The organism is Acinetobacter sp. 479375 (assembly GCF_000581715.1).
In the GTDB taxonomy this organism is placed as follows: domain Bacteria; phylum Pseudomonadota; class Gammaproteobacteria; order Pseudomonadales; family Moraxellaceae; genus Acinetobacter; species Acinetobacter ursingii.
Genome location: NZ_JEZN01000004.1, coordinates 140,122 through 154,212, shown reverse-complemented (window position 1 = coordinate 154,212; position 14,091 = coordinate 140,122). Strand labels below are relative to the sequence as shown.

10 protein-coding genes are annotated in these 14,091 nt (G+C 42.3%); 3 read left to right on the top strand and 7 right to left on the bottom strand.

Annotated elements, in window-relative coordinates; translation table 11 throughout:
• Window positions 1-136 precede the first annotated feature (136 nt).
• The 7 genes from J500_RS05470 to J500_RS05440 form a co-directional block, all read right to left on the bottom strand.
• Window positions 137-1,540 carry an efflux transporter outer membrane subunit gene (locus tag J500_RS05470; protein ID WP_004996044.1) on the bottom strand — a complete coding sequence of 468 codons (1,404 nt, stop codon included), beginning with the start codon at window positions 1,538-1,540 and terminating at the stop codon, window positions 137-139.
• 11 nt (window positions 1,541-1,551) lie between these two features.
• The gene (locus J500_RS05465; protein ID WP_004996045.1) at window positions 1,552-3,543 is read right to left on the bottom strand and encodes a MacB family efflux pump subunit; all 1,992 of its coding nucleotides are present in this window, start codon (window positions 3,541-3,543) and stop codon (window positions 1,552-1,554) included.
• A gap of 2 nt (window positions 3,544-3,545) precedes the next feature.
• Window positions 3,546-4,898 (bottom strand): MacA family efflux pump subunit, encoded by a 1,353-nt coding sequence (locus tag J500_RS05460; RefSeq protein ID WP_004996047.1) that lies wholly within the window; start codon window positions 4,896-4,898, stop codon window positions 3,546-3,548.
• A gap of 102 nt (window positions 4,899-5,000) precedes the next feature.
• On the bottom strand, window positions 5,001-5,990 hold the full coding sequence (gene holA, locus J500_RS05455; RefSeq protein WP_004996050.1) for a DNA polymerase III subunit delta: 990 nt from the start codon (window positions 5,988-5,990) through the stop codon (window positions 5,001-5,003).
• A 23-nt stretch (window positions 5,991-6,013) separates the two neighbouring features.
• Complete coding sequence (lptE, locus tag J500_RS05450) at window positions 6,014-6,541, bottom strand: LPS assembly lipoprotein LptE (RefSeq protein WP_004990882.1); 528 nt, start codon at window positions 6,539-6,541, stop codon at window positions 6,014-6,016.
• 213 nt (window positions 6,542-6,754) lie between these two features.
• Window positions 6,755-9,391, bottom strand: coding sequence for a leucine--tRNA ligase (gene leuS, locus J500_RS05445; RefSeq protein ID WP_004996053.1), 2,637 nt, complete (start codon window positions 9,389-9,391; stop codon window positions 6,755-6,757).
• A gap of 165 nt (window positions 9,392-9,556) precedes the next feature.
• The gene (locus tag J500_RS05440; protein ID WP_004996056.1) at window positions 9,557-9,928 is read right to left on the bottom strand and encodes a DUF4124 domain-containing protein; all 372 of its coding nucleotides are present in this window, start codon (window positions 9,926-9,928) and stop codon (window positions 9,557-9,559) included.
• A gap of 532 nt (window positions 9,929-10,460) precedes the next feature.
• Here J500_RS05440 and J500_RS05435 point away from each other — a divergent pair.
• The 3 genes from J500_RS05435 to ilvC all read left to right on the top strand — a co-directional run bounded on the left by J500_RS05435 (window position 10,461) and on the right by ilvC (window position 13,812).
• The gene (locus tag J500_RS05435) at window positions 10,461-12,185 is read left to right on the top strand and encodes an acetolactate synthase 3 large subunit (RefSeq protein ID WP_005002924.1); all 1,725 of its coding nucleotides are present in this window, start codon (window positions 10,461-10,463) and stop codon (window positions 12,183-12,185) included.
• On the top strand, window positions 12,185-12,676 hold the full coding sequence (ilvN, locus tag J500_RS05430) for an acetolactate synthase small subunit (RefSeq protein WP_004990873.1): 492 nt from the start codon (window positions 12,185-12,187) through the stop codon (window positions 12,674-12,676). Before J500_RS05435 ends, ilvN begins: the two co-directional genes overlap by 1 nt.
• 119 nt (window positions 12,677-12,795) lie before the next feature.
• Window positions 12,796-13,812 (top strand): ketol-acid reductoisomerase, encoded by a 1,017-nt coding sequence (gene ilvC / locus J500_RS05425; protein WP_004990871.1) that lies wholly within the window; start codon window positions 12,796-12,798, stop codon window positions 13,810-13,812.
• Window positions 13,813-14,091 lie beyond the last annotated feature (279 nt).

Sequence of the window (14,091 nt, the reverse complement as noted above, 5' to 3'; positions counted from 1 at the left end):
TTTTTATAATGAATTTTTAACGGATGAGGTTGTTCAGATGAGTGCAATGAAATATCTTAATAAGCTAAAAGATTAAGATTCCTATCCAGAAGATTAATTGATCAGAAAAAATAAGCCACCGAAGTGGCTTTTGACATCAAGGTAATTGTGATATCGGCGAACCACCCAATGCTTGCATCAAAGTGACATAAGCATTGTATTGATTCTGTTTGGTATTGACTAAACTTAATCTCGCTGCACGTGTCGTTTCTTGTTGATCCAGTAAGTTTTTCAACGCCACAGCACCATTGCGATAACGTACATCGGTTAAACGCTCGGCTTTTTCAGCCAGTTCCAGATTACGTTGTTGTAATTGGACTTGTTGATTTAACTCAGTACGTGCCGAAAGAGAATTTTCAACATCGGCAAATGCCTGATACAAAGTCTGACGATATTGAATAATGGCTTTTTCATAATCCAACTGACTAATTGCAATATTCTTTTTCATATCATTATATTGCAAAAAAGGTAAGCTCAAACTAGCACCTAAAGTCAGGGCAGGGTTTTTGATTAACTCCGTCAAAGAGGTACTACTCGAACCCAGATTTCCAGTTAAATTGATAGAGGGATAATAACTCGCAGTGGTGGCATCTTTGTTTGCTAAACTTTCGCGTAGGTGTAGTTCTGATGCCCTTAAATCAGGGCGGCGCGATAATATATCCGCGGGTAATCCTGCTGCAATCTGCGGTAAGCTGACTTGAGGCAGACGTTGTGGTTCCTGTAAATTTAACTGTTGTACAGGAATATGAAGTAACACAGCGATGGCAGTACGCGTTTCGACCAGACTTTGCTGGATTTGACTTAAATTGGCTTTTTGACTTTGTACCGATTGCTCGGCTTGAGTCAGATCTAAACCTGAAACAGCGCCAGCTTTATATTGGCTATTCACTAAACTATACAGTTTCTCAGAAGTTGCCAGACTTTGTTTCGCCGTTGCTAGGCTTTCATTCAGATAAGCCAGTTGCCAGTAGAGTTTTGCGGTTGTTCCAATCAAAGTTTGGGCAGTCGCCTGTAAATCTTGTTCAGTGGCTAAAGCTTCCCATTTTGATGCTTCCGTCTGACGTGCCAATTTACCAAATAGATCTAGTTCATAGCTGACACCTGCACTTAAAGATAAACCTTGTGAGCTGTCATCACCCGAGTTGAGATCAATTCTATGTCCGGCAGAAACCCCTGAACTGACGCGTGGGCCTTGTTGATCGGCTGCTAAACCGGCTTTTAAACGCGCCTGTTGGATTGCAATTCCAGCAACAGCCAAGTCCGTGTTTTTAGCAATGACTTGATCGACCAGTTGATTCAATTGTGGATCACCAAACAATGTCCACCAATGATCTGCATAACGGTCAAAAGTTGTATTTTTAGCAGTTTGATCATATTGGAACTGTTGTGGCGTTTGCACGCTTGGTGTCTGATATGGCGTTTTAACAACAGCAGCACAACCAACAAGGGTAGATGAAGCAATGATGAGAGCACATAACGGGGTTAATTTAGATAATGACATAATGCTTCCTATTATTCTCGTGCCAACGCTGCAACAGGGTCGAGTTTTGCGGCATTCTTTGCTGGTAAAAATCCAAAAACCACACCAATGAGGGTAGAACATACAAATGCTGCAATAATCGAGGTGGTCGAATAGGCAACAGCAAAGTTTCCTGCGGCGACTTTATTAATCAGTTGTCCTAAACCCAGTGACAACAGCACACCGAGTACACCGCCAATTAAACACACCAAAATTGCTTCAATTAAAAACTGTTGCAAAATATCACTTTGTCGCGCACCAACTGCCATACGAACTCCGATTTCCTGAGTACGCTCTGTCACGGATACCAGCATAATATTCATCACGCCGATTCCTCCGACCACCAGTGAAATCACGGCAATCGCAGACACAAGCAAGGTCATGGTGCTGGTAGTTTTTTCAATGGTTTGGCGGATACTATCACTGTTCATGGTGAAAATATCTTGTTGACCATGTCTTAAGGTCAATAAGTTCACAATGGCATTTTCCGCAGCACTGGTGGAATATTGATCATTAATCCGCACAATGATATTACGCACATTGGCTTGACCTAACATACGACTCATGACTGTGGTGTAGGGCATATACACGTTTAGCGTATCATCTGAGCCCATTGCACTGGTTTGCGGTTCTACAATTCCAATAATACGTGCAGGTACACTTCCAAGTAACACCACTTGCCCAATCGGATTGCTGCCATCGGCAAAAAATTGTTTTTGGGTATTGGTATCAATCACAACATCTTGCGTACGATCACGCACACTACGTCCATCAAAGCTTTGCCCATCTTTAAAGGTTAAGCCTTTTACATCAAAATAGTCATTACCCACACCATTAATGGTCGCATTGGCTTCATTTTCCTGATAACGAATGGTCTTTGAGGTGCTGACCATCGGCGTGACCGCACTCACATAAGGCTGTGTCGCCAAGGCCTCTGCATCGGCGGGAACCAGTGTTTTAAAATTAGCTGTTTTAGAGTTATCACCAAAACCGCGCCCCTGAAACACAGTAATGGTATTGGTGCCCAAACTGCTAATATTTTCCAGGATTTGCTTTTGCGAACCGTTGCCCAGAGCAACCACTGTGACCACGGATGCGATCCCGATGATAATGCCGAGCATGGTCAAAAAAGTACGCATACGATGGGCATTCATGGACAATAATGCCATTTGGAATGCTTCTGAAAGTCGATCTAGCGCAGAACGTAAGGCCGAAACACTTTTGCCTTTGGCTTGTTTATTGGCAAGCGCAGGAGCGGCATCTGGATCAGAATTTAATTCAGTTTCATACTCAGGTACGTTGGCTCGATCCGCAACAATTTCACCATCACTGATTTCAATAATTCGTGTGGCATTTTTGGCGATTTGCATGTCATGGGTGACAATAATGACAGTATGACCCGCCGCATTGAGTTCGCGTAAAATCCGCATCACTTCAACACCGCTATGTGAATCAAGCGCACCAGTGGGTTCATCGGCAAGGATGACATCACCACCATTCATCAAGGCGCGAGCAATAGAAACCCGTTGCTGTTGACCACCAGATAATTGACTTGGACGATTTTGGGTTTTACTGCCTAAGCCCAGTTCTGTGAGTAAAGCGGTGGCACGTTGTTTTCGTTCTGTAGGATTGACACCTGCATACACGGCAGGCACTTCGACATTACCCTCAGCCGTTAAATCGCCCAGTAGATGGTAGCGCTGGAAAATAAATCCAAAATATTCACGGCGTAACTTTGCCAGATCATCAGGTTCGAGTTTTCCTGTTTCCTGTCCACTGACTTTATAGCTACCACTGGTTGGTCGATCCAGACAACCTAAAATATTCATTAAGGTTGATTTGCCAGAGCCTGATTGACCGACAATGGCAACTAATTCACCTTCATAAATCGTAAGGTTAATGTCTTTTAAAATTTGAACGGTGCTATCGCCAGCAGGGAACTCACGTACCAGATTGCTGACTTCAAGCAAAGCTTGTTGAGTCATGCTTACATTCCCATAGGTCCACGACGACGATTACCACTATTGGCAGAAGCGGCTGAAGTATCAGCGCTATCGGCAATAATGACCTGATCACCTTGTTTTAAGCCTGCAAGGACTTGAGCATTGACACGGTTATTAATACCAATCAACACTTGTTTCGGTTGAGCAGAACCATCTGCTTGTAAAATACGAACCACACTTAAGCTGGCTTTACCCTCTGCAACTGCCTGTTTCTGTTCCGCGTTTAAATTCAGCCGTTCAAAACTTGGAGTATTTTTGTCTTTATCACGTTGTTTATGTTCTGCATTTGGTGTTGAAGCTCCCGCAGTTTGAGTGCGGGCTGTACGATTCTGTGCGCCTGCTGGTCGACTGGATAATGCAGAAGAAGGCACCAATAAAGCATTTTTCACTGAATCCAGTACGATATAAACCTGAGCTGTCATATCAATACGCAATTTACCATCTTCATTGGGTACATCAAATAAAGCATTATAGTAAATGGCACTGCTACTGGTTGAGCTTGAAGAACTCGATGAATTGCTCGATTCACTCGAAATAGAGTCTGGCGCGGGTTCAATCTGACGTAAGGTTGCATAACGTTTTTTATCATCGCCCAATGTCGTGAAATAAACCTGCTGACCTTTTTCCACTTTCATAATGTCTGCTTCACTGACTTGTGCCTTGATGGTCATATTTTGCAGTTTGGCAATTTTAACAATGGTTGGTGCAGACTGATTGGCGTTTACGGTTTGACCTTCTTCGGTCACGATCGCAACCACTGTACCATCTGTTGGTGCAACAATTCGGGTATAACCAATATTGGTCTGAGCTGTGGAACGAGTCACTTTAGCCGATTCAATCTGGGCATCGAGTGCTTTAATTTGTGCCTGCGCTGTTTTATAAGCAGCTTCAGCTGATTCTAACTCGGCTTTTGAGGTGGCATCCTGTGCATACATTTGTTGTTGTCGACGATATTCCAGTTGCTTTTCATTCAGGTTCGCTTGTTGCTGTAAGCGCTGTGCTTCTAAATTTTTGATATTGGCATCGGCAGTTTTTAAACTATTTTCCTGAGTAGTCGAATCAATTTGTGCAATAAGTTGCCCTTGTTTGACTTCATCTCCCAATTGCACATACATTTTTTTGACCTGACCAGACACCTGCGCACCGACACTAATTAGGCGCGTGGCATCGAGTGTACCTGTCGCCAGTACAGTATTTTCCAGATCACCGCGTGAAACTGTTTCAGTAATATACTGCGGCTGTTGCTGTTTTGGTTTGAAAAAAGTCCATGCGAGTGCAGCAATAATCGCGACGCACACCACCGCAATGATCATTTTAGAGGCTTTTATTTTTGGCATAGCAATATCTGGAGTTCGACGTAATTTGGCACTAGTATAAAAGTGAATTAAGGATAAAACGTGAATATTTTTATTGATTTAATGCAATAGTGCAGAATAGTCTTAAACGAGAAACAAGGTTTTTCCACAGAGTTCCGCAATCCCTTGCTGAATCAAATGTTCTGGATTTTCTTTAGACATACCTTTGATAGACGCATCGACTTTTAATAACAAGCTAGGCCAGTTTAAAAATTGTTGTGGATGTAAACGGCGTAATGCTTGTTGATAGAGAGAAACTTTGGTTTTCCAAATTCCCAATTGTAAGGCATTTTGCGGTTGTTCAAATAACTGCATTAAGAGCCGCATTTCTTTACTGAGTGTCCACAAGATCAAACTATGTGGTTCGCCAGAAGCAACTAGATACTGAAAAATTTTAATGGATTGTGCCAGATTGCCTTCAAGTAAAGCATCACTTAAATCATAAGTAGTATAGCGAGATTGATCTTGTAAACAGGCATAAAGCTGTTCAATTTGGATCAGAGAATGCTCAGGAAATGTATCATTTACCCGCATTAAACTATTTTTTGCGGCTAATAAATTATGCTCATGATGCTGCATGAGCCATGCCCAGGCATCTGAATCCAGTTGAATTCCTAATTTCTCAGCTTCAATTGTTAAAATACGCTGACGATCTTGAGGGTAGGTAGCTGTTAAAGCAACCACCACACCATTGGCTTCAACCGTTTGAAAAAATGCCGACTTTAAGCTTGAACTATCTTGTTTCGGTAAAACAATCAGTAAGAGATTGGACTCATTATGTTGTAAATAACTTTTGAGCTGTTTGAGTCCATTGGCATCAGGTTTGATGTTGCCATGTACTTCAATGGCAAGTTGCTGTGAAAATAAAGAAAGACTATTTAATGCATTAAAAACGTTTTTCCAGTCATTGACACTGCTGATGTCATAACGCTGGCGTTCAATGTTTTGTTGCTGCCAGCTTTTACGAAAATGATCCAATAAATTTTGCTCAAGCAAAGGTTCTTGTCCGTGCAAAATCCATGCGCCACGCGCTTCTGCTGCGCGTTTTAAGGCTTGTAAATAGTCCAGTTTCATGATCGATCAACACAAAGATACATTTAGTTAGATGTACTCTGTGGCGTGACTTTCGGTAAACGGTTGGCAGAAATCTGACGCGCAATCTGCTGAGCAATATCATCAATCACAATACGATCCAGATAAGTCTCTTCCTGATTTTCCGTGTTAACCGTCGCTAAATCATATTGATAACTACGCGCTGCGGTTAAAGTGCGTGGCGCAGTAATCGGATTGCCTTGGTGATCTTCGATCTGAAAAGTGACAGTTAAGCGTAATAAAACTTCGGTGAGTTTTCCATTAAGGAGTTGACGACGCGGTGTATAATCAAGCACACGCAGCGTATAGGCATCGTTGGCATTACTCAGTTGAACACCACTGGCAGCCAAATAAACACTCAGCTGTTTTTCCAATTCGTCGGTATTTTTAGGCAAAGCAAGATTGAGCCTTTGATAAGCCAATGGTGCGGCAGTTGGATTAGTTCCTTTTAAATGAAAACCACCACAGCCCGCCAAGCCTGCACTTAGACCTAAAGTTAATACAACTGCTGCAACACGTTGAACTAAATGCATGCTTTGTCCTCATGGGATTCCAAAATACTTGGAATCATTAATTTTTTAAAATTCACAACATTTTAGATTCAAAGCCCATTGAATGACAACGGGCTTTGTTTGGGTTTTGTTTATTCTACTCAAGTTCCTTCTCCCTTAGAGAGAAGGTTAAGATGAGGGGGAATGACCTCTCCCTAACCCTCTCTTAAAAGCAAAGGGGATTTAAGCAGGAAATTAAACCACTAAATTGACCAATTTATTCGGTACAACAATTTCTTTCTTGGTTGGACCCGTTAAGAATTGTTGAACCTCAGGCAATGCTTTAGCCAATGCCAATAATTCATCTTTCGATGCATCAATAGAGACTTCTAACTTGCCACGAAGCTTACCATTGACCTGTACCACAATAGTTTGAGTATTGCGGGTCAATGCAGACTCATCAACCACAGGGAATGTGACCTGAACTAAATCAACACCAAACTGGCTCAATAAAGTCTGACTTAAATGCGGTGCAAATGGAGCAAGCAAGGTTAGGAGTGTCGTGATCGCTTCAAGTAATACAGCGATATCATTGTCATCTTTTGCTTCAAACTTATTGCTGGCATTAAGTAATTCCATCAATGCGGCAATAGCGGTATTGAAGGCATGACGACGTTCAATGTCATCACCTACTTTTTGAATGGTTTCATGGGTTTTACGACGTAAATCCTGAGCATATTGAGATAGATTAGCAGTATCAATCGTCGTTGCTGGGTTGCCTTGTTCTAGGAAGCCAGCAGCCAAACGCCATACACGTTTCAAGAAACGGTTTGCGCCTTCCACACCTGCATCTGACCATTCTAGAGATTGATCAGGTGGCGCGGCAAACATCATAAACACGCGCGCGGTATCTGCGCCGTATTGATCAATGATCGCTTGTGGGTCAATGCCGTTGTTTTTCGATTTGGACATTTTTTCTTGTCCACCGATCACGACATCCTGACCATCACCTGAATATTTCGCAGACAGGATACGACCTTTTTCATCTTTTTCTAAAAGGATATCGGCAGGGTTAAACCAAGTTTTCTTGCCGTTTTCTGCTTCACGATAGAAGGTATCTGCTAACACCATGCCTTGAGTCAGCAAGTTGGTAAATGGTTCGTTACCTTGTACTACACCTTCATCACGCATCAATTTATGGAAGAAACGTGCATAAAGCAAATGCAAAATCGCGTGTTCCACACCACCGATATATTGATTGACAGGTAGCCAGCTTTGCGCAGCTTCCGGTTTGACCATACCACCAGTGAAGTCTGGAGATGCATAACGTGCGTAATACCAAGATGACTCAACAAAAGTATCTAAAGTGTCTGTTTCACGACGAGCTTCGCCACCACAGCTTGGGCAAGTGGTTTGATAAAACTCAGGCATTTTATTGAGTGGATTACCCGAGCCATCTGGAACCACATCGGTTGGCAATACCACGGGCAATTGATCTTCTGGAACAGGTACTTGACCGCATTTTTCGCAGTTGATCATTGGAATTGGGCAACCCCAATAACGCTGACGAGAAACACCCCAGTCACGTAAACGGAATTGAACTTTGGCATTGGCAAGTCCTTGTGGCTCTAATTTTGCAAGGAAAGCATCAAATGCCGCTTGAAAATCTAAACCATCAAACTCACCTGAATTCACCAGTTTGCCATCTTTAGAGCCGTACCATTCTTGCCATTCAGTTACAGAATATTCTGCATCGTCAGCACCTTTGGCATCAATCACTTGGGTGATAGGCAAGTTAAATTTATTGGCAAATTCGAAATCACGTTCGTCATGTGCAGGAACTGCCATGACCGCGCCTGAGCCATAAGACATCAACACATAGTTGGCAATCCAGACAGGAAGGTCTTCGCCTGTCACTGGGTGCTTAACAGATAAACCTGTTGCCATACCTTTCTTTTCAGCCGTGGCTAAATCCGCTTCTGCGACTGAACCCATACGACATTCTTCAATAAATGCAGCAAGTGTAGAATCGCCTGCTTCTGATTGGAGCGCTGCTGCTTTTAGTGCCATTGGATGTTCTGCTGCAACCGCAACATAAGTCACACCCATCAAAGTATCTGCACGGGTGGTGTAAACGGTTATGCCATCGGCGTAGACTTCGGTGTTCGCCGATGGAAAAGTAATGTCCATCCCAGTAGAACGACCAATCCAGTTGCGCTGCATGGTCAAGACTTGTTGAGGCCAACCATCTTTTAATGTATCTAAATCGTCTAATAACTCTTGCGCATAGTCAGTGATGCGGAAGTAATACATTGGAATATCACGCTTTTCGACCAGTGCTCCTGAGCGCCAGCCACGACCATTTTCAACTTGCTCATTGGCAAGTACAGTCTGGTCAACGGGATCCCAGTTTACGGTTGAAAGCTTACGATAAATCAAGCCTTTCTTATAAAGCTGAACAAATAACCATTGTTCCCAGTGATAATATTCAGGGGTACAGGTTGCAAATTCACGATCCCAATCCACAGACAAGCCCAATTTTTTTAATTGGTCACGCATATAGGCGATGTTTTCAAAGGTCCATTTGGCAGGGGCAACCTGATGCGCAATGGCTGCATTTTCAGCAGGTAAGCCAAAAGCATCCCAACCCATCGGTTGTAATACTGTTTCACCTTTTAAACGATGAAAACGGCTGATCACATCACCAATGGTATAATTACGCACATGCCCCATATGCAGTTTGCCACTTGGGTAGGGGAACATCGACAGGATGTAGCGATGTTTACCTTCAACAGTGTCTGCAACTTTAAATGCCTTGCGAGCTTCCCAGTCTTGTTGAACTTGAGCTTCGATAGCACTTGCTTGATATTCGGGGTCAATGTGAGTAGTCATAAACGTATTAAGGACAACAATGTAAAGTTAAAAAATATTGCTGCACAGCATAGCGCAAAATCAAAAAAAAAGCGCATGTTGTACAAGGGATTTTATACACAATATAAAAAACAGATCTGGAATCTATCCAGACCTGAGATTTATTTTTGATTTGAGTGAGGGTATTTAAACTGCACGATTTGTCGCTGGAGCAGCGCTTGGTGCGGTTTGTTCAGATTTTGGCATTACCTGAGGTGTGTTAGGCGCAGGTGTTGATGACTGATTTTTATTGCCATTTTCTGTATTTGGCTGAGTTTGCTCTGGATGAGCTGGATTATTTTGTGTAGGGCGTGAAGTATGCCCATAAGTTTTAACTTGTCCTTGTTTTTTTGAACCTTTGGGTGGCGGCGTGGTGGTGTAGTGCGTCGAACCTTTGCTATCCACCCATTTGTAATATTGTTCAGCATGATTCTGAGTGGCAAATAGCATCAGACTAGCCATTAGCGCGCTTTGTGCTAAAAAAAATACCTTAGAACGATACACTATATATTTGCTCATAGCCTAAATGTCCATTAATAACAATCTGATTTTATAACGAAAAAAACGTCAATAAAGTTGAGTAATGCTGATTGTAAATCATACGCTTTAAATTGCGGTAAATGAACAAAAATGAAAAGAGGAATTGCGATAAATGGTGTAAATAAATCGATTAAGCTTCAAGTAATCTGGTTTAAAAAATATACACACAAAAAATAAACGGCAAAAAGCGAGCATTTCGCCTTGACTTTAATAGTTGAAACATAAAAAATGTTCGCTTTAGTTTTATATGCCTTTATTCGATCACCCTTCGAATAATGTCATGGTATGTAATGGACATTCTCTCTAGCCGAGAGGGTGATTTTGCTCAAGACCTGTTTATCCCAACAGTTCTTTAATGAAGCTGAGACAACTTATACGGTGATCAGTTTAGAAATTTTTCCTATTACAGCAAAAACTTGGAAGTATGTGTGCTATAACAGTGCAGAAAGTAAATGAATGACACACTATTTATGTCTCCCATAAATGGTGCAAAAGACTAGGGTGAATCACGTTGGAACTTTTATCTGGTGGTGAAATGCTCGTTCGCGCACTTGCGGATGAGGGCGTTGAACACGTTTTTGGATATCCAGGCGGCGCAGTTTTACATATTTATGACGCGCTTTTTCAACAAGACAAAATTAATCATTACCTTGTACGCCATGAACAAGCCGCAGGTCATATGGCCGATGCTTACTCTCGCGTAACTGGTAAGACGGGTGTGGTGCTGGTCACTTCAGGTCCAGGCGCAACCAATACTGTCACTCCAATTGCTACAGCTTACATGGACTCAATCCCGATGGTGATTTTGTCTGGTCAGGTTGCCAGCCATTTAATTGGAGAAGATGCATTTCAGGAAACAGATATGGTCGGTATTTCTCGTCCAATCGTAAAGCACAGTTTCCAAGTGCGTCATGCCAGTGAAATTCCTGCCATTATTAAAAAAGCATTTTATATTGCTTCAAGTGGTCGTCCGGGGCCAGTTGTGGTCGATATTCCAAAGGATGCCACTAATCCTGCTGAAAAATTTGCCTATGAATATCCTGAAAAAGTGAAGATGCGTTCGTATCAACCACCTTCACGTGGACATTCAGGACAAATTCGTAAAGCCATTGATGAGTTGCTTTCTGCAAAGCGCCCTATGATTTATACGGGTGGTGGTGTGGTTCAGGGCAATGCATCTGCATTATTGACTGAGCTTGCGCATTTGCTCGGTTATCCAGTGACCAATACCCTAATGGGTTTGGGGGCGTTTCCAGGCGATGATCCACAATTTGTGGGCATGTTAGGGATGCACGGGACTTATGAAGCCAACATGGCGATGCATAATGCCGATGTGATTTTGGCGATTGGTGCGCGTTTTGATGACCGTGTCACCAATAATCCTGCCAAATTCTGTCAAAATGCCAAAGTCATTCATATTGATATTGACCCAGCAACCATTTCCAAGACGATTATGGCGCATATTCCTATCGTTGGTGCTGTTGAACCTGTGCTTCAGGAAATGTTAGCGCAGCTTAAGCAAATGAATGTGTCGAAGCCAAATTCAGAAGATATTGCTGCTTGGTGGTCTCAGATTAATGAGTGGCGTAAAGTTCATGGCTTACGCTATGAAGCGGGTCAAAATGGTGTGATGAAACCACAACAAGTGGTTGAAGCATTGGATCGTGTTACCAATAGTGAAGCGATTATTACTTCTGACGTTGGTCAGCATCAGATGTTTGGTGCGTTGTATTATAAATACAAGCGTCCACGTCAATGGATCAACTCAGGCGGTTTGGGCACCATGGGTGTTGGTTTACCTTACGCAATGGCTGCAAAACTTGCCTTCCCAGATCAGCAAGTAGTGTGTATCACGGGTGAAGCATCGATTCAAATGTGTATTCAGGAATTATCAACCTGTAAGCAATATGGATTAAATGTCAAAATTTTATGCCTGAATAACCGCGCCCTAGGGATGGTTAAACAATGGCAGGACATGAATTACGAAGGTCGTCATTCAAGTTCTTATGTTGAATCATTACCTGATTTTGCCAAGTTGATGGAAGCGTATGGTCATGTTGGCATTACCATTGAGCATGCAGATGAACTTGAGTCCAAGTTGGCTGAAGCGATGGCCATTAATGATAAATGTGTGTTCATTAATGTCATGGTTGATCGTACTGAGCATGTTTATCCAATGTTAATCGCAGGTCAGTCTATGCAAGACATGTGGTTAGGAAAAGGGGAGCGTACCTAATGAGACATATTATTTCTGTACTCGTTGAAAACGAAGCTGGTGCGCTTTCTCGTCTAGTTGGTTTGTTTAGTCAACGCGGCTATAACATTGAAACATTGAATGTTGCGCCAACTGAAGATGAAACTTTATCTCGTTTGACCTTGACCACGTATGGTGATGATCACAAGATTGAGCAAATTACCAAACAACTGAATAAACTGGTTGAAGTGGTGAAAGTCGTTGATCTTTCAGAAGGTGCTCATATTGAGCGTGAATTGATGTTGATCAAGGTGAAAGCCTTAGGTGCAGCTCGTGCTGAGATTAAACGCACTGCGGACATTTTTCGTGCACAAATCGTCGATGTAACGCCAACGACTTATACCATTCAGATTGCAGGGACTACCGATAAGCTTGATGGCTTTATCGATGCACTTGCAGAAAATACGATCTTGGAAGTGGTTCGTTCAGGTGTATCTGGTATCGCACGTGGCGAAAAGGTTTTAACAATTTAAGTTTTTAAAAACCCTCATCCCAACCTTCTCCCAGAGGGAGAAGAAGTGCCCTCTCCTTGAGAGGGTTAGGGTGAGGGGGAAATACTCAACATATTTTAAAGTTTTCATGGAGACAACAGATGCAAATTTTTTACGATAAAGACTGTGATTTATCTATCATCCAAGGCAAAAAAGTAGCCATTATTGGCTATGGTTCACAAGGTCATGCACACGCGCTTAACCTTAAAGATTCTGGCGTTGATGTCACCGTGGGTTTACGTGCGGGTTCTACTTCTTGGAAAAAAGCTGAAAATGCAGGCTTGAAAGTTTCTGAAGTTCCAGCAGCAGTTGCTCAAGCTGACTTAGTCATGATCTTGACCCCAGATGAATTCCAGTCACAACTTTATCGTGATGTAATTGAGCCGAATATCAAAGAGGGTGCGACTTTAGCATTTGCTCATGGTTTCTCTGTTCTTTATAACCAAGTTGTTCCACGTAAAGACTTGGATGTCATCATGGTTGCGCCTAAAGCACCAGGTCACACTGTACGTTCAGAATTCCAACGTGGTTCTGGTGTGCCAGATCTAATTGCAATCCATCAAGATGCTTCTGGTAATGCACGTAATGTGGCGCTTTCTTACGCTTCAGGCGTAGGTGGTGGTCGTACGGGTATCATCGAAACTTCTTTCCGTGAAGAAACTGAAACTGACTTGTTCGGTGAGCAAGCGGTTCTTTGTGGTGGTGCGGTTGAATTGGTGAAAATGGGCTTCGAAACTTTGGTAGAAGCGGGTTATTCTCCAGAAATGGCTTACTTCGAATGCTTACACGAACTTAAATTGATCGTGGATTTGATGTTCGAAGGTGGTATCGCAGACATGAACTACTCGGTGTCTAACAACGCTGAATATGGTGAGTATGTAACGGGTGTTGAAGTCATCAATGATCAATCACGTGAAGCAATGCGTAATGCTTTGAAACGTATCCAGTCTGGTGAATACGCGAAAATGTTCATTCAGGAAGGTGCGTTGAACTATCCTTCTATGACTGCACGTCGTCGTCAAAATGCTGCTCATGGTATCGAAGTAACGGGTAATAAACTTCGTGCGATGATGCCTTGGATCCAAGCAAACAAAATTGTTGATAAAGAGAAGAACTAATTTCTCGAATCAATTAATTTGAATGCCAAGACCCACTTTATTTGAGTGGGTCTTTTATGTTTATTGTTACGTGCCTCAAAAAGATGAAAGCAGTGCTTCCATCTTTTTTCGTACCTTGGATTCAAGCGAATAAAATCGTAGACAAAGAAAAGAACTAATTTGAGTTGAGTTTCTGAAAAACCCTGCAAATTGCAGGGTTTTTCTTTATCACAGGGTTGTTGGAAACCCGTGATTTAATTCATAAAACCCATCAAATTTGTGTTTTTATTCTGTTGATTT